This window comes from Marinovum sp. 2_MG-2023 (assembly GCF_030548265.1).
GTDB lineage: Bacteria > Pseudomonadota > Alphaproteobacteria > Rhodobacterales > Rhodobacteraceae > Marinovum.
Map to the genome: position 1 here is coordinate 91,050 of NZ_JAUOSD010000013.1, position 17,277 is coordinate 108,326.

Below are 17,277 nucleotides of genomic sequence, written 5' to 3' on the forward strand. Positions count from 1 at the left end.
GGGCGGCGTAGGCTGCGAAACACCCTCTGGCACGGCGTGCCGGGGGGTTAGTTTTCCCGCGACGCCCCCGGGACTTCGCCAAAGATCGACTGACGCAACCGTTGCAGATGGCCCTGTGCCACAGCGTCGAGATGCACCACGCCGGGTTGGACCGGAATTTCCGGCAGGTTGAGGATGCGCGCAATGGCAAACCGATGTTCGCCGCCGCCGCTGCGGATTGCGCGGCCATTTCGGTCGATATGAACGAAAATTCCGCCATGCTCGCGCCGGAAACGGTCGGGAAGGGTGCTGCGCGGGCGCAATTGGCCGGCGCGTTTCACGGTCTCAAACAGCGCATCAATGCGGTCATAGCGCCGCTTCAGATCGTCAAGCGTGCGGCATTCATCCGACTGGCCGGTCTTGGCGATAATCTTCAGATGTCGTTCGAACAATCCGGTGTCCTGCCACGCCACCCCGTCGACGAAATGCGCCCGGCAAGCGAGGTATTTTGCGCTGTCCATCAGCGGCGTGATCGACAGATCCCAATCGCCGCCCTCGACATGGCCGCTGTATTGGCGGCGAAATTTCGGGGCGCCCTGTGCCGGGTTTGGGACATATGTGGCATGCACATCTGCCAAAGGCACAAAAAGGGGTTCATCGCTAAGCGGGGCATGGGTGCCAAACCGCATCCGGTTGGCCATATCGCGCGCAAATTTGCGCGGCACTTTTGCTTCGAGCGAGCGGAATATATTGGTCGGACGTAGCGGCGGATATTCGATAAATGCCATGCGGCCACCTGTTTATTGCAACAGGTATGTAACAGCCAGATGTAGGTTTTGTAAATATCCTGGGGCTGGTCTTGGACTTAGGCTTGGGATCGGATTGCGCTGCCGGCGGCCCAACCCGACGACCAGGCCCATTGAAAGTTATATCCCCCCAGCCATCCGGTGACATCCACCGCCTCGCCAATCGCAAAAAGACCGGGCAGGGATTTGGCCATCATGTCGCGCGAATTCAGCTCGTCGGTGTCAATGCCGCCGATCGTGACTTCGGCGGTGCGATAGCCCTCTGATCCTGTGGGTTTTTGCCGCCAATCGGCAAGCCCGTCACAGATCTCGCGCAACCGCGCATCGCTTTGATCCGCAAGGTTCCCGGCCAGCCGGAGGTCACCGGCCAGAAAATCCACAAGCCGCGATGGAAGATGCCGCGCCAGGGCCGTGGTCAGGTTCACACGTCCGGCGCTTTGGCGTGCGTCGCGCAACGCCGCGAAAAGACCGGCAGGGGCCAAGTTCACGCTGATTTCATCGCCTTCGCGCCAGAAGGATGAAATTTGCAGGATCGCCGGGCCGGACAAGCCACGGTGCGTGAACAGCATTGCCTCGTCAAAACCCGTCGTATTGGCGCGCGCGGTGACCGGCAGTGACAGCCCCGACAAGCTGGCAAACCTTTGGTCGGAAAAGGTCAGCGGCACCAATGCCGGCCGTGTCTCTGTGATCTTCAGGCCGAATTTGGTGGCAATCTCATAGGACAGACCGGTCGCGCCCATCGCCGGGATGGATTTGCCGCCGGTGGCCAGCACCAGGTTGCGGATCCGCACTTCGGTTTTCTGGCCTTCGCGTTCGAGCAATACATGAAAATGCGTGCCATCATGGCGCAGCCCCTTGACCGAGGTCTTGAGCCAGAGATCCGCACCGGCCTCGCGCAGTTCCTGTACCAGCATGTTGACGATCTGGGTCGATTTGCCGTCACAGAACAATTGGCCCAGGGTTTTCTCATGCCAGGCGATGCCATGCCGGTCGACCAGGGAAATGAAATCCCATTGGGTATACCGCTTTAGCGCCGATTTGCAGAAATGCGGATTTTGCGACAGAAAATTATCCGGGCCGGCGTACATATTGGTGAAATTGCAGCGCCCGCCGCCGGAAATTCGGATCTTTTCACCCGGCGCCTTGGCATGATCAATCACAAGCGTGCCCGGCCCGGCATGGGCGGCGCACATCATGCCAGCAGCGCCAGCCCCGATAATCAACGTCTTTGTGTCCATGTGGCAGCGGTGCCCCGATCCCGCGCAAAAGGCAAGGGGCGGCGGTGGAAACCCTCTGTCCTGGCGACGTGGTTGGGGCGGAAATTCTGGGTTTTTTCGGGTTTTGCCGCATTCGGGTGCCGAACCTGGCCTGCTAATGGCCCGAATTGGACCTGACAATGCGCAAGGGGTGTGGCGCTTTCTTCTGGCCGGATAGGCAAAAAATCGGTACACTCCCGCTCAGACCCCGAAAACGGGGCGATTGAGGCAGTTTGAGTGGCAGGTTCCCATGACGGAAATGGTCTATGGCGCGGCACCCGTACGGGATGTCGAGCCGGTGCTCCCAAAATGGTGGCGCACAATCGACAAGATGTCGATGTCGTTTATCCTTATCCTTTTTGTGATCGGCATCCTGTTGGGATTGGCGGCTTCGCCCCCCTTGGCCGCCAAGAACGGATTTGAGCCTTTTCATTATGTGACCCGTCAGGCGGTGTTTGGTGGTGCGGCGCTGGTGGCGATGCTCTTGACCTCGATGATGTCGCCGGTGGTCGTGCGCCGATTGGCGGTGATGGGATTTGCCGTGGCCTTTGTGGCACTGGCGCTTCTGCCGGCCCTCGGCACCGATTTTGGCAAAGGCGCGGTGCGGTGGTACAGCCTGGGCTTTGCCAGTGTGCAGCCGTCCGAATTCCTCAAACCCGGATTTGTTGTGGTTGCGGCCTGGATGATGGCCGCCAATCAGGAAATCAACGGCCCGCCGGGGCGGATGTGGTCCTTTGGTCTGTGCATCACCATCGTGTTGATGCTGGCGTTGCAGCCTGACTTTGGTCAGGCGTGTCTTGTCATGTTTGGCTGGGGGGTGATGTATTTCGTGGCGGGTGCGCCGATGCTGTTGCTGGTGGCGATTGCGGGCTGTGTGGTGCTGGCGGGAACCGTGGCCTATTCCAGTTCTGAACATTTCGCCCGCCGGATCGACGGCTTTTTGACGGCGGATGTCGATCCCACCACCCAGCTGGGCTATGCCACCAATGCCATCCGCGAAGGCGGTTTTGTCGGTGTGGGTGTCGGTGAGGGCCAGGTGAAATGGTCGCTGCCGGATGCCCATACGGATTTCATCATTGCGGTTGCCGCCGAGGAATACGGCCTGGTGCTTGTGCTGGCGATTATCGCGCTATATGCGGGCGTCGTTCTTTTCTCGTTGGGGCGACTGATGCGCGAGCGCGATCCATTTATTCGGCTGGCCGGCACGGGACTGGCCTGTATGTTCGGGGTTCAGGCCATGATCAACATGGGGGTTGCCGTGCGGCTGTTGCCGGCCAAGGGCATGACCTTGCCCTTTGTCAGCTATGGCGGCTCGTCCCTGATTGCCACTGGCATCGCGGTTGGCATGTTGCTGTCCTTTACCCGGACCCGGCCACAGGGCGAAATCGGCGATATTCTGCGGGGACGGGTCAGGTGATCCCGACACTTCCACACTGCGCAATGCCCCGGTCTGACATTGGGCGCATGGCATGAGCAAACGCACCAAGCTTCTGGTTATCGCGGCGGGGGGCACCGGCGGACATATGTTCCCGGCGCAATCCCTGGCCGAAGAGATGCTGGCGCGCGGCTGGCGGGTCAAACTGTCGACCGATGCGCGCGGCGCGCGGTACACCCAGAACTTTCCGCATATGGTCGAGATTGATCAAATCTCTTCCGCGACCTTTGCCCGTGGTGGTATTTTGGCCAAGGGGCTGGTGCCGCTGCGTATTCTGGGCGGTGTTGCGTCGGCGGCCTTTGCGATGTTGCGCGACCGGCCTGCGGCGGTTGTGGGGTTTGGCGGCTATCCGTCGATCCCGGCGCTGTCGGCGGCCTGGATGCTGCGCCTGCCACGTATGATCCATGAACAAAACGGCATTCTGGGCAAGGTGAATCGGGTGTTTGCCAAACGCGTCGATGCGATGGCCTGTGGCACCTGGCCGACCGTCCTGCCCGAGGGTGTGACGGGCGCGCATACCGGCAACCCGGTGCGTGCCGCGATATTGGAGCGGGCCGGTGCCAGCTATATCCCGCCTGGCGATTACCCGATGTCGATCCTCGTGATGGGCGGCAGCCAGGGCGCAAGGGTTCTGTCCGATGTGGTGCCGCCGGCCATTGCCGGCCTGCCGATGGAGATGCTGCAAAACATCCGCGTCAGCCATCAGGCCCGGGGCGAAGACCACGAACGGGTCACCCAGTTTTATCGCGACCATAATATTGACGCCGATGTACAGCCCTTCTTTCATGATGTGCCGCGCCGCATGACCGAGGCGCAATTGGTGATCAGCCGGGCCGGTGCGTCCTCTATTGCGGATCTGACCGTGATTGGCCGCCCTGCGATTCTGGTGCCCTATGCGGCCGCCACCGGCGATCACCAAAGCGCCAATGCCCGCGGCATGTCCGAAGCCGGGGCCGCCGTCGTGATCCCCGAAAGTGAATTGAACGTCGACCCGCTGACCGCGTCCATTCATCAGATCCTGAACCAACCAGAGGGCGCATTGCATATGGCGCAATCGGCGCTTGGTCTGGGAAAGACCGGTGCCGCGCAGGATCTGGCCGCGATGGTCGAAGCTCTGGCCGAGGGTCAGACACCCACAGTGCGAAAGGATGCAGAATGAACGCAGCCGCCACCAAACTGCCCACGGATGTCGGGCCGATCCACTTTGTCGGCATTGGCGGCATCGGCATGTCCGGGATTGCAGAGGTGCTTTTGAACCTTGGCTATCAGGTGCAGGGCAGTGATCTGAAAACGTCCAAGATCACCGAGCGGCTCGAAGGTCTTGGCGCGCGGGTCTTTGTGGGGCAGAAGGCCGAAAATCTGGACGGGGCCGAGGTGGTTGTCATTTCGTCGGCAATCAAACCCGGCAACCCAGAGCTGGATGAAGCCCGTGCCAACGGTCTGCCTGTGGTGCGCCGGGCCGAAATGCTGGCCGAGCTGATGCGTCTCAAATCCAACATTGCCATCGCCGGAACGCATGGCAAGACCACGACCACCACCATGATGGCCGAGCTTATGGTCGCCGGCGGTTTTGATCCGACGGTGGTCAATGGCGGGATCATTCACGCCTATGGTTCGAACGCCCGGATGGGGCAGGGCGAATGGATGGTGGTCGAGGCCGATGAAAGCGACGGCACCTTCAACCGACTGCCCGCGACAATCGGTGTTGTTACCAATATCGACCCCGAGCATATGGAGCATTGGGGTGATTTCGACAGCCTGCGCCAGGGGTTCCTGGATTTCGTGTCGAACATTCCCTTCTATGGTCTTGCGGTGTGCTGCACCGATCATGAAGAGGTACAGCGCCTGGTTGGCAAGGTCACGGACCGGCGCATTGTGACCTATGGCTTCAATTCGCAGGCCGATGTGCGGGCCGTTAACCTGCATTACGTCGGCGGCGTGGCGAAATTCGATATCGCACTTCAGGCCGAGGGCATGATGATCGAAGATTGCGCTCTGCCGATGCCCGGTGATCACAATGTACTGAACGCCTTGTCTGCGGTGGCTGTCTGTCGCCATCTGGGCATGAAAACCAGTGAAATCCGCGATGCTTTGGCGAAGTTTGGCGGTGTTAACAGGCGTTTTACCAAAGTGGGCGAAGTTGATGGCGTGACCATCATCGACGATTACGGACATCACCCGGTTGAAATCGCTGCTGTGCTGAAAGCGGCGCGCCAGGCCTGTGAGGGGCGGGTGATCGCGGTGCACCAACCGCATCGCTATTCACGGTTGGAAAACCTGTTTGAAGATTTCTGTGCCTGTTTCAATGAGGCCGATGTGGTGGCGATTGCCGATGTCTTTGCCGCCGGTGAAGACCCGATTGCGGGCGCGTCGCGCGATGATCTGGTGGCGGGGTTGCGCCGTCATGGTCACCGCCATGCCAGTGCGCTGGCCGGGGCGGATGATCTGGCCGGATTTGTCCGCGCAAACGCCGGGCCGGGGGACATGGTGGTCTGTCTTGGCGCGGGCACGATCAGCGCCTGGGCCAATGCCCTGCCGGATCAATTGAAAGCGGCGGGTTGATGTCCCTGTCGCTGGTGCTTGCATGTCTTTGGGTCTTGGCCGCCAATCTGGCGGCGGCCTTGCCGTCGAATGACAACCATTGGCGCCGTGCCTATGCGCTGATTGCTGTGGGTGTGCCTTTGCTTGGGTTTGTCACCTATCAAAACGGCCCTTGGATCGGCCTGTTGACGCTGCTGGCCGGGATGAGTGTTCTGCGCTGGCCTGTGATCTATCTTGGCCGCTGGATGCGACGCATGGCCGGGGGCGGCGCGCGTTAAGACCGCAGCGGCGGATCAGACCAAATAATCGGACAGGGTAAGGAATACCCCAGTTGCCGCAAGGGCATCTTCGCGACTAGGCTTTGTCAAACAAGTCGGGAGCGGAGATATGGAACCGGATCAGATCAAATATGCCCTTTTCATCGCGGGATTGGCGATGGTAGCCGGTTTGTTGGGGCATCAATTGGTGCGGCGCGGCTCTGTGTGTGAATATTTCTGCCTGCTGGGAATGGTGATCATCGCTGGCGCGGTGACCTATTCCATGGCGCAGTCTGCGGTGGGCTGGGATGCATTGGCCTATTTCCTGATTGTGGCGTTTCTTGCACTGCCAGCCCTGACGGGATTGAGCCTTGGCGGGCTTGTCGCCTGGTGGCGGGCACGGCGCGACAATGCCAGCGCCCACGAAGATGTGCGGCCCGACGCCAGAGCAGAGGTTGGGGCAGAGGTCTGAGCAGAGGTTCGGGCAAAGGCCTAGCTGAAGACCGGTTGACGGGGCTTTTCCTGCGCTGCAAACCGCCTTATGACCGAAGCGTTTCGGAAAGGGCGGGTAATGAACAATTCTGTACAGATGCCAGAGGTGCGCGGACGGCTGACCCAGGATCGGGCGCTTGCCGATCTGACATGGTTGCGGGTTGGCGGACCGGCGGATTGGCTGTTTCAGCCCGCAGATACCGATGATCTGGCGGGGTTTCTGCGTGCGCTGGACCCGGCGGTGTCGGTCTTTCCCATGGGGGTTGGATCGAACCTGATTGTGCGCGACGGTGGCCTGCGGGCCGTGGTGGTGCGCATGGGGCGGGGGTTCAACGCGATCTCCGTCGATGGCACCCGGGTGACGGTGGGCGCCGCCGCATTGGATGCCCATGTTGCCAAACGGGCGGCAGAGGCCGGGGTCGATCTGACCTTTCTGCGCACCATTCCCGGTGCGATTGGCGGCGCGGTGCGGATGAATGCCGGGTGCTACGGGTCGTATGTCGCGGATCATTTTGTCGAAGCCACTGCCGTGACCCGCGAGGGCGCGATTGTGACGCTCACCGCCGATGACCTCAACTTTCGCTACCGACAGACCGATCTGCCCGATGGCTGGGTTCTGACACAGGCCGTTTTGCAGGGCGCGCGGGGGGATGCGCAGGAACTTGCCCAAAAAATGGACGATCAGCTGGCCAAACGCGACGCCACCCAACCCACCAAGGACCGCACAGCCGGATCGACCTTTCGCAATCCGGCCGGATTTTCCAGCACCGGGCGGGCAGACGATAGCCATGAATTGAAGGCCTGGAAGGTGATTGACGACGCTGGAATGCGTGGCGCAACCATTGGTGGTGCGCAGATGAGCGAGAAACACTCCAATTTTCTGATCAACACCGGCAGCGCCACCGCAGCAGATCTGGAAGATCTGGGCGAAGAAGTGCGAAAAAAGGTTTTTCAAACCAGCGGAATAGCGTTACACTGGGAAATCATGCGGGTTGGCGAAAAGCTTTGACCCGCCAAGGTCGAAAAACGGCCAGATACTGAACCATATGGTTCGACATAATAAACGAACCGGCAGGTTCGATAAAATTAGGGCCCGAGCAGGTCCAGAAAAGTTGAGGCGATGTGAGCATGTCGAGCAGGGCAGGCTCCCGAGTTGCGGTGTTGATGGGTGGCCCCTCTGCGGAGCGTGAGGTGTCGCTGTCTTCGGGGCGCGAATGCGCTGTGGCGCTCAGGGGCGAAGGCTTTGAGGTTATAGAGATCGACGCCGGGCAGGATCTGCCCGCGCAGCTTGCCACGGCTGCGCCTGATGTTGTGTTCAACGCCCTGCATGGTCGTTGGGGCGAAGATGGCTGTGTGCAGGGCATGTTGGAATGGCTGGGTCTGCCCTATACGCATTCCGGCGTGCTGGCCTCGGCGCTGGCAATGGACAAGCAGCGCAGCAAACAGGTTTTTCGCGACGCTGGATTGCCGGTTGTCGAAAGCGTGATTGCCGCTGCCGCCGATGTGCGCGCGGGCCATGTGTTGACGCCGCCCTATGTGGTCAAACCCAACAACGAAGGCTCGTCCGTTGGTGTCTATCTGGTCGAGGCCGAAAACAACGGCCCGCCGCAATTGTCCGATGACATGCCGGAATTCGTCATGGTCGAAACCTTTGCGCCGGGACGTGAATTGACAACCACGGTGATGGGCACGGGCGAAAACGATCCCGGGGCGCTGACCGTGACCGATATCATCACCACCGGGTGGTACGATTACGACGCCAAATACAAAGAGGGCGGGTCGCGCCATGTGGTGCCGGCCGATATTCCAAAGGACATTTTTGCCGCCTGCCTCGATTATGCGACACGGGCGCATGTTGCGCTTGGCTGTCGCGGTGTCAGCCGCACCGATTTCCGCTGGGATGCGGCGCGCGGTCTGGATGGGTTGATCCTGTTGGAAACCAATACCCAACCGGGAATGACCCCCACGTCGCTGGCACCGGAACAGGCCGCGACACAGGGCATCAGCTTTGGCCAACTTTGCGCCTGGATGGTGGAGGAGGCCTCATGTCATCGCTGAGTGATCCCCCCGCCAAAGGCCGGATTTTCCGCGCCTATCACCCGGCACATGGCGGGCCGACGCCGCCGGTTCAAACACCCCAAGCCAGACCCAACGCCCCCCGGCCCAACGCGCCCCGGCCCAAGGCCGATCCGGCGCCGTCACGTTGGTCCTATCGGATGCAGCGGTTGATGCTGACGCCGATGTTTCGCCATATGCTGCGCATCGGGGTGCCGCTGGCGGTGACCTTGTTGATTGGCACCATCTGGCTGTCCGATGAGACCCGGCGCGAGGCTTTGAACAGCAAGCTGGTGGATATGCGTGTCGCGATCGAACAGCGCGATGAATTCATGGTGCACATGATGCGGGTCGATGGCGCCGGTCTTGGCGTGTCCGAGGACATCCGCGAGATCCTGGCCGTCGATTTTCCGGTGTCGTCCTTTCATCTCGATCTGGATCAGATCCGCGAAACGATTGCCGGTCTGGACGCGGTGGAACGGATCAGTCTGCGGATCAAGCCGGGCGGCGTGCTTCAGGTTAATGTGGTTGAACGGGTGCCGGCGGTGGTCTGGCGGTCGGGGCAGGGGCTGGAACTTCTGGATGCCCAGGGGTTCCGGGTGTCGTCCTTGGCCCATCGGTCAGAGCGCCCCGATCTTGCGGTGATTGCCGGCGACGGTGCCGAGACCGAGGTCGAAGAGGCGCTGGCGATTTTGGCGGCCGCGACCCCCCTGAACGCGCGTTTGCGCGGATTGGTTCGGGTGGGTGAACGGCGCTGGGATCTGGTGCTGAACCGGGGTCAGCGAATTCAGCTGCCTGCAAATCAACCGGTGCCGGCATTGGAACGCGTTCTGGCGTTGGACAAGATCACGCCGCACGGCATGTTGGATCGTGATCTGGCGGTGGTCGACATGCGGTTGCCGGACCGGCCAACGATACGAATGAATGACAACGCAGTCACAGAATTGCGGAAAATCAAGGCGGAAGAGCTTGGAGTTAGGGCAAAATGATCGAGTTGTATGAATCCCAGCGGGCCATGCGCAACATGCGCAAGGCGGCAATGCAACGCGGCGTGATTGCCATTCTGGACGTGGGCAGCGCCAAGATCGCTTGTCTGGTCCTGCGATTTGATGGCACGGAAAAAAGCGTCGATACCGGGGTTGGCTCGCTTGCGGGGCAATCCGGGTTTCGGGTGATTGGCGCTGCGACCACCCGGTCGCGCGGCGTGCGGTTTGGCGAAATCTCGGCGATGGGCGAAACCGAACGCGCCATTCGCACCTCTTTGCAATCGGCCCAGAAGATGGCCGGCATTCGGGTGGATCACGTGATTGCCTGTTTCTCCGGTGGCGGTCCGCGTTCTTATGGTTTGGCGGGCGAGGTCGAGGTGCATGGCCAGACGGTCGATGAACAGGATGTGGCGCGGGTGCTGTCGTCTTGTGATGTGCCGGACTTTGGCGCCGGGCGCGAGGTGCTGCACGCACAACCGGTGAATTTTGCGCTGGATCATCGTTCCGGGTTGGACGATCCGCGCGGTCAGATCGGCAACAACCTGTCCACTGACATGCATATGTTGACGGTAGATGCACAGGCGATCCAGAATCTGGCGCATTGCGTCAAACGCTGTGATCTGGAATTGGCCGGGCTGGCCAGTTCCGCATATGTCGCGGGCAATGCGGCGCTGGTCGAGGACGAGCAACAGCTGGGCGCGGCCTGTATCGACATGGGCGGCGGGGCGACCGGTATCTCGATCTTCATGAAAAAACACATGATCTATTCCGATGCGGTGCGGATGGGCGGCGATCATGTCACCAGCGACATTTCCATGGGGCTTCAGGTGCCGATGGCGATGGCCGAGCGGATCAAGACCGTGCACGGCGGCCTTGTTGCGACCGGCATGGATGACCGCGAGATGATCGGCATTGGCGGCGAGACCGGCGATTGGGAACATGATCGCCGCACTGCCAGCCGGGCCGAATTGATTGGCATCATGCGTCCACGGGTCGAAGAAATTTTGGAAGAGGTGCGCGTGCGCCTTGACGCGGCAGGGTTTGAGCATCTGCCAAGCCAGCAAATCGTGTTGACCGGCGGCGCGAGCCAGATCCCGGGACTTGATGCGCTGGCGTCACGTATTCTGGGCCATCAGGTCCGGTTGGGCCGGCCGCTGCGGGTGCATGGTCTGCCGCAGGCGGTCACCGGCCCCGGTTTTTCGGCGGCTGTGGGGCTGTGCCTGTTTGCCGCCCACCCCCAGGACGAATGGTGGGACTTTGACCTGCCGGTCGATCGGTATCCGGCGCGTTCATTGAAGCGGGCGGTCAAATGGTTTCGTGACAATTGGTAGCAACCTGAGCCGTTGAATGCGGCTGCACCTGTGGATAACACTGTGGATAAACCGGCCATTTGACCGGGTTACCTTGTGTCATGACCACAATACTTCCGCCATATTTGGGAAATTCGCCGGCATCCGGCAGAAATGGGCATCTTTTTGCCCATATTTTGCGGTTTATTCATGTTTTTTACGTGACGCCGGCCTGCCATTTCGGCATAATGTAGAGTAATAGGCAGGAAAATGCCCGGTCAGGGTATAAAGCAGGCGGACAAGGCGGACAGTTATGACATTGAATCTTTCAGTACCCGGACACGACGAACTGCGGCCCCGCATCACGGTTTTCGGCGTGGGCGGTGCAGGCGGAAACGCGGTCAACAACATGATTGAAAAGGCGCTTGAAGGCGTCGAATTTGTTGTCGCGAACACCGATGCACAGGCGCTGCAACAATCCAATGCTGCCAGCCGGGTGCAGCTGGGCGTCAAAGTGACCGAAGGCCTGGGCGCGGGCGCCAAGGCGACGATCGGCGCCGCTGCTGCGGAAGAAAGCATTGAAGAGATTGTCGACCATCTGGCGGGGGCACATATGTGTTTCATCACCGCCGGGATGGGCGGCGGCACCGGCACCGGCGCGGCCCCGATCATTGCGCAAGCGGCGCGGGAACTTGGGGTTCTGACGGTTGGTGTTGTGACCAAGCCGTTCCAGTTCGAAGGCGCGAAGCGGATGCGTCAGGCCGAAGATGGCGTTGAGGCGCTGCAAAAGGTCGTGGATACGCTGATCATCATTCCCAACCAGAACCTGTTCCGGCTGGCGAACGAAAAAACCACATTTACCGAAGCTTTCAGCCTGGCGGACGATGTGCTCTATCAGGGTGTGAAGGGTGTGACGGACCTTATGGTGCGTCCGGGCCTGATCAACCTCGACTTTGCTGACGTGCGCGCCGTGATGGACGAAATGGGCAAGGCGATGATGGGCACGGGCGAGGCCGACGGCGAAGATCGCGCAATCCAGGCGGCGGAAAAGGCGATTGCCAACCCGCTGCTGGACGAGATTTCGCTGCGCGGCGCCAAGGGCGTGCTGATCAACATCACCGGTGGTACCGATTTGACGCTGTTCGAACTCGACGAAGCGGCCAACCGCATTCGCGAAGAGGTGGACGCAGACGCCAATATCATCGTCGGCTCGACCCTGGACGAGGCGATGGGCGGTCAGATGCGCGTCAGCGTTGTAGCCACAGGCATTGATGCCTCCGACGTGCAAATGGATATTCCCGTGCCGCGTCGTTCGCTGGCCGAGCCTCTGAAACAGGTGCCCGCTGCGGCCCCAGCCGCTGTCGAAGCACCGGCCCCGGCCGAACCTGCGCCCGCACCAGTGGCGGCCACCCAGGCCGAAGAACATCAGCCGGTGGCCTTTGAACAGGCCGCGCCCGAAGCCGCTGAAGCGCCAGAAGAACCTTCGTTGTTCAACGGGTTTGAGCAGCGCACGGATGTTGCGGCGGATGACGATCTTCCGCCCCCGGCCTATCAGCCGGATGTGCCGCAATTCGAACCCAGCCATGCACGCTACGAAGAAGACGAGACCGAGTCCTTTGTCGCGCCCAAGGCCCCGACACCCGGCACCCCATCGCCCGAAGCTTTGGCCCGTTTGCAGGCTGCGGCACATCGTGCCGGTGGCGGCGCACCGCGCGGCGCAGAGCCACGTCAGGACGGCGCAGAGCCGGACCGCCCGCGGTTTGGTATCAACTCGCTGATCGGTCGGATGACCGGCCATGGTCAGGAAGGCGGGCATGCACAGCAACCGCGCCGTCAGCCGCCCATGCAAACCCCGGCAGCAAGCCATGCGCCCGAGCCTCAGGCCGACCCTGAGCAGGAGCGGATTGAAATCCCCGCCTTCCTGCGCCGTCAAGCCAACTGAGGCAACGCAGCCCAAGATTGAAAAGGGTCCCTTCGGGGGCCCTTTTTTGTTGTGCGGCTGGTGTGGGGGGAATGTCTTGCGCCACCGCGGTGGGGGAGTGCCGGCGAAAACTGGCGAAAAACGGCAGAACCCCGGCACGCAAAATGCAACAAACCGCGCCAGAAACGCCCGGTTTGTGGTCACGATTAAGGGTTTGCACCATAATCATGCAACATGAATTCAGACATGAATTCAATGGCTTGACCCTAATATGCAAGTTGTCGCCGATGGATTCGGCCATATGTTTCAACACGTTGCATTACGTTATTTGAGAAGATGCGGCACAATTCGTATCTCTGCCTCATCACCGATCCGCAGTGATGTCTTTGGTGGCACCGGGCCTGAAACCGGGTTCCACCACGTCGACCGCCCAGGGCGGGAATTTTGCGGAAATGCTGCCGGGACCATCAAAGGCCCCCATGTGGCAAGGGAAGAAGACAAGAGGTAGCAACGTGCAGGCAACGCTTAAATCCAAGATCCGCTTTGACGGTGTCGGCCTGCACTCTGGCCGCCCGGTACGCATGATCATTTCTCCGGCTTCGGCGGGATATGGCATCTGGTTCAAACGGACGGATATTCATTTTGGCGACACCATGATCCCGGCGCGCTGGGATTCTGTTGTGCGCTCGCCGCTGTGCACGCGTATCGTCAATGGTGCCGGTGTCGAAGTGTCGACCATCGAACATGTCATGGCCGCACTTGCGGGCTGTGGTGTGCATAATGCGCTGATCGAAATCAACGGACCCGAGGTGCCGATCCTTGATGGTTCCGCCGCGCCGTTCGTCGATGCAATTCTGGCCCGTGGCGTGCGGGAGCTGGACATGCCGGTCGCCGCGCTGAAGGTTGAAAAAACCGTCACCGTCGAAACCGACAGCGGCTGGGCGCGGTTGTCGCCTGCGGACACGCTGTCGATGTCGTTCCATATCGACTTTGAAGATGCGGCCATCGGCAGCCAGGACAAGCAGATGACCCTGTCCAACGGGGCCTTTGTGCGCGAGCTGTGCGATAGCCGCACATTCTGCCGCAAGTCGGATGTTGACTATATGCACGCCAATGGCCTGGCGCTTGGGGGCACGTTGGACAATGCCGTTGTGGTTGACGGTGACAAGGTCCTCAGCCCCGGCGGCATGCGCCACAGCGACGAGCCTGTGCGCCACAAGATGCTGGATGCGCTTGGCGATCTGTCGCTGGCGGGGGCACCCATTCTGGGCCATTACACCGGTTATCGCGCCGGGCATTCGATGACCAACATGTTGTTGCATGCGCTTTTCAACACACCGGGTGCGGTGCGGTTTGTGGAATGTGATCGTGCCAGCGCCGCGCGTCTGCCCGGGGCGGGCGTGATGCGTCACGATATTCCCGCCGCTGTCGCCTGATTCCCAGGTGAACGGGGCGTCTGCATTGATCCGCCCCGCAGATTTTGCTCAGCTTTCCATGGCATCACCTTCTTTTGCGCCTGTCGATGGTCGGCAGGCGTTTCCATTTTTGGGGAACTGTCGTATGCCCTTTAAGAGATTGCTGGCTTTGTGCTAGGACGGGTTAACCGGGCCAAACAGGCGTTGACGTTTGAACGCCGGGCTGGAACAAAGCCCGACATTCGGGCCGGACTATTGGGTGAGGGTTGATCAGGCATGACAGGCGGCAGACCACTTTTTGGTGTGACATCGCGGGCCATCCTTGTGGCGCTGGTGCTGGCTGTGCCCCTGGCGGGGTGTGGCGAGTCTTATCGTAACGCGCGGGGCAATATCGGGGCATCGAACACCCCGATCGAGGCCTATACCGCCGAACAGATTTTCGAGCGTGGCGAATATGAAGTCGACCGCCGGAAATACTCCGAAGGGGCGCGTTTCTTTTCCGAGATCGAACGGCTGTATCCCTATTCCGAATGGGCCAAGCGTGCATTGATCATGCAGGCCTTTGCCCATCACAAGGACAAGGAATACGAAAGCGCCCGGTCCGCAGCACAGCGTTATATTGATTTCTATCCGGCAGACGAAGATGCGGCCTATGCGCAATATCTGTTGGCGCTATCGTATTATGACCAAATTGACGATGTTGGTCGCGATCAGGGGCTGACCTTTCAGGCATTGCAGGCGCTGCGCACCGTTATCGAAGTCTATCCAGACAGCGAATATGCCCGCTCGTCGATTCTGAAATTCGACCTCGCCTTTGATCACCTTGCCGCCAAGGAGATGGAGATCGGGCGGTATTATCTGAAACGTCAGCACTATACCTCGGCGATCAATCGGTTCCGGGTGGTGGTCGAAGATTTCCAAACCACAACCCACACCGCAGAGGCCCTGCATCGTCTGGTTGAAAGCTATCTGTCGCTGGGCCTGACCCAAGAGGCACAGACCGCCGGCGCAATCCTGGGATACAACTATCAATCCACCGAATGGTACGAAGACAGCTATCGTCTTTTGACCGGGCAGGGGCTTGAACCGAAGTATTTCCAAGGCAGCTGGCTGGGGGCGATCTATCGCCAGATGATCAAGGGTGAATGGCTGTAACAGGGCGGCGGGCAACAGGCCCGGCCCAAGGGGCGTAAATGCTGCGCGCGCTTGATATTCGCGATATGCTGATCATTGATCACCTCGAGCTGGCCTTCCAGCCGGGGTTGAACGTGTTGACCGGGGAAACCGGCGCGGGCAAGTCGATCCTGCTGGATTCGCTGGGCTTTGTGCTGGGCTGGCGCGGGCGGGCCGAATTGGTGCGGTCCGGTGCCAAACAGGGCGAGGTCGTGGCCGAATTCGATCTGTCCCCGGATCATGCTGCCTTTGCCGTGTTGGAAAAGGCCGGTCTGCCGACAGGGGATGAGTTGATTCTGCGCCGGGTGAATTCGGCGGATGGGCGTAAAACGGCCTGGGTCAACGACCGGCGCTGTTCCGGCGAGGTGCTGCGGCAATTGTCGGAAACATTGGTTGAATTGCACGGCCAGCACGACGATCGCGGTCTGTTGAACCCGCGCGGGCATCGTCGGATTCTGGATTCCTTTGCCGGGGTCGAGGCACAGTTGCGCACCACCAGTGCCGCCTGGCGCAGCCTGTCTGCTGCCCGCAAGGCGCTGTCCGAGGCAGAGGCGGCCATGACCGCCATGCGCGAAGAAGAAGATTTCCTGCGTCATGCGGTGGCCGAGGTTGACGCGCTTGATCCGCAACCGGGCGAGGACAGCGAACTGGATGCCAAGCGCCGACTGATGCAGGGGGCGGAACGCATTCGCGAAGATATTTCCCGCGCGGGCGACGCACTTGGCAATGATGGCGCCGAAGGATCAATGGGCGAGGCGATGCGATGGCTTGACGGGGTGGCGGACCGGGCTGACGGTCGGCTGGACGCCCCGCTGGCGGCGCTGTCCCGCGCGCTGGAGGAGCTGGACACAGCCGTGCGTGGGATCGAGGAAACGCTGGATGTGCTGGCTTTCAACCCACATGAATTGGAAGATTGCGAAGAGCGGCTGTTTGCCCTGCGCGCCTTGGCACGCAAGCACAATGTCGGGGCCGAAGCCCTGCCGGAACTGGCCGAGAGCCTGCGCGCGCGGCTGACCAAATTGGATCAGGGGGATGCCGGCCTTGCGGAATTGCGCAGCGCAGCGGATGCAGCACAGGCTGAATATGACGCCGCTGCCGCCGCCCTGAGCGCCGCACGCCACGCCGCCGCGGGCAAATTGGACGCCGCTGTCACCGCAGAACTTGCGCCATTGAAAATGGAGCGCGCGGTGTTTTCCACCGAGATCACGGATGACACGCCGGGCCCTGAGGGGCGCGATGCGGTGGCCTTTACCGTGGCGACCAACCCCGGCGCACCGGCCGGCCCGATTGGCAAGATTGCGTCGGGTGGCGAGCTCAGCCGGTTCTTGCTGGCGCTCAAGGTCTGTCTGGCCGAGGGCAATGACGGCGTAACGATGATCTTTGACGAAATCGACCGGGGTGTCGGCGGGGCCACGGCGGATGCGGTTGGGCGCCGGTTGGCGGCACTGGCCGAGGCCGGTCAGGTGCTGGTGGTGACGCATTCGCCCCAGGTTGCGGCGCTGGGTGCGCATCATTGGCGGGTGGAAAAACGGGTGACCGGCGAGCAGACGCTGTCGCAGGTGGTGCCATTGGATGCCGGCGACCGGATTGACGAAATCGCCCGCATGGTGGCGGGTGACACCATTACGGACGAGGCGCGTGCCGCGGCGCGATCCTTGCTGGCGGGCTGAAG

At 61.0% G+C, this 17,277-nt stretch carries 15 protein-coding genes; 13 read left to right on the forward strand and 2 right to left on the reverse strand.

What is annotated here, in order from left to right; translation table 11 throughout:
- Positions 1-47 precede the first annotated feature (47 nt).
- Together Q4577_RS15205 and Q4577_RS15210 are read right to left on the reverse strand one after the other, a co-directional pair.
- On the reverse strand, positions 48-767 hold the full coding sequence (locus Q4577_RS15205) for a hypothetical protein (RefSeq protein WP_303470399.1): 720 nt from the start codon (positions 765-767) through the stop codon (positions 48-50).
- Positions 768-844: 77 nt separating this feature from the next.
- Entirely contained in the window at positions 845-2,023 is a 1,179-nt protein-coding gene (locus Q4577_RS15210) for an NAD(P)/FAD-dependent oxidoreductase (RefSeq protein WP_303470397.1), read from the reverse strand.
- A 268-nt stretch (positions 2,024-2,291) separates the two neighbouring features.
- Here Q4577_RS15210 and ftsW point away from each other — a divergent pair, with 268 nt between their 5' ends.
- From ftsW to recN, 13 genes are all read left to right on the forward strand, one after another.
- The gene (gene ftsW, locus Q4577_RS15215; protein ID WP_244687618.1) at positions 2,292-3,458 is read left to right on the forward strand and encodes a putative lipid II flippase FtsW; all 1,167 of its coding nucleotides are present in this window, start codon (positions 2,292-2,294) and stop codon (positions 3,456-3,458) included.
- A 52-nt stretch (positions 3,459-3,510) separates the two neighbouring features.
- Positions 3,511-4,635 (forward strand): UDP-N-acetylglucosamine--N-acetylmuramyl-(pentapeptide) pyrophosphoryl-undecaprenol N-acetylglucosamine transferase, encoded by a 1,125-nt coding sequence (locus Q4577_RS15220; protein WP_303470393.1) that lies wholly within the window; start codon positions 3,511-3,513, stop codon positions 4,633-4,635.
- Entirely contained in the window at positions 4,632-6,038 is a 1,407-nt protein-coding gene (gene murC, locus Q4577_RS15225; RefSeq protein WP_244687614.1) for a UDP-N-acetylmuramate--L-alanine ligase, read from the forward strand. Before Q4577_RS15220 ends, murC begins: the two co-directional genes overlap by 4 nt.
- Positions 6,038-6,295 (forward strand): DUF2484 family protein, encoded by a 258-nt coding sequence (locus tag Q4577_RS15230; protein WP_303470390.1) that lies wholly within the window; start codon positions 6,038-6,040, stop codon positions 6,293-6,295. Before murC ends, Q4577_RS15230 begins: the two co-directional genes overlap by 1 nt.
- 109 nt (positions 6,296-6,404) lie before the next feature.
- Positions 6,405-6,746, forward strand: a complete 342-nt coding sequence (locus Q4577_RS15235; protein ID WP_303470388.1) for a hypothetical protein — start codon at positions 6,405-6,407, stop codon at positions 6,744-6,746.
- A gap of 99 nt (positions 6,747-6,845) precedes the next feature.
- Positions 6,846-7,775: a UDP-N-acetylmuramate dehydrogenase gene (gene murB / locus Q4577_RS15240; RefSeq protein ID WP_303470385.1), complete on the forward strand. Its 930-nt coding sequence runs from the start codon at positions 6,846-6,848 to the stop codon at positions 7,773-7,775.
- A gap of 119 nt (positions 7,776-7,894) precedes the next feature.
- Positions 7,895-8,824, forward strand: coding sequence for a D-alanine--D-alanine ligase (locus Q4577_RS15245; protein ID WP_303470383.1), 930 nt, complete (start codon positions 7,895-7,897; stop codon positions 8,822-8,824).
- On the forward strand, positions 8,812-9,810 hold the full coding sequence (locus tag Q4577_RS15250; RefSeq protein WP_303470380.1) for a cell division protein FtsQ/DivIB: 999 nt from the start codon (positions 8,812-8,814) through the stop codon (positions 9,808-9,810). Before Q4577_RS15245 ends, Q4577_RS15250 begins: the two co-directional genes overlap by 13 nt.
- Positions 9,807-11,138: a cell division protein FtsA gene (ftsA, locus tag Q4577_RS15255; RefSeq protein ID WP_244687602.1), complete on the forward strand. Its 1,332-nt coding sequence runs from the start codon at positions 9,807-9,809 to the stop codon at positions 11,136-11,138. The genes Q4577_RS15250 and ftsA overlap by 4 nt, the downstream gene beginning before the upstream one ends.
- 271 nt (positions 11,139-11,409) lie before the next feature.
- Positions 11,410-13,038 (forward strand): cell division protein FtsZ, encoded by a 1,629-nt coding sequence (ftsZ, locus tag Q4577_RS15260; RefSeq protein WP_303470376.1) that lies wholly within the window; start codon positions 11,410-11,412, stop codon positions 13,036-13,038.
- 491 nt (positions 13,039-13,529) lie between these two features.
- Positions 13,530-14,453 carry a UDP-3-O-acyl-N-acetylglucosamine deacetylase gene (lpxC, locus tag Q4577_RS15265; protein WP_303470374.1) on the forward strand — a complete coding sequence of 308 codons (924 nt, stop codon included), beginning with the start codon at positions 13,530-13,532 and terminating at the stop codon, positions 14,451-14,453.
- 255 nt (positions 14,454-14,708) lie between these two features.
- The gene (locus Q4577_RS15270; protein ID WP_303470372.1) at positions 14,709-15,587 is read left to right on the forward strand and encodes an outer membrane protein assembly factor BamD; all 879 of its coding nucleotides are present in this window, start codon (positions 14,709-14,711) and stop codon (positions 15,585-15,587) included.
- A gap of 38 nt (positions 15,588-15,625) precedes the next feature.
- Positions 15,626-17,275, forward strand: coding sequence for a DNA repair protein RecN (gene recN, locus Q4577_RS15275; RefSeq protein ID WP_303470369.1), 1,650 nt, complete (start codon positions 15,626-15,628; stop codon positions 17,273-17,275).
- The last annotated feature ends 2 nt before the right edge of the window (positions 17,276-17,277 follow it).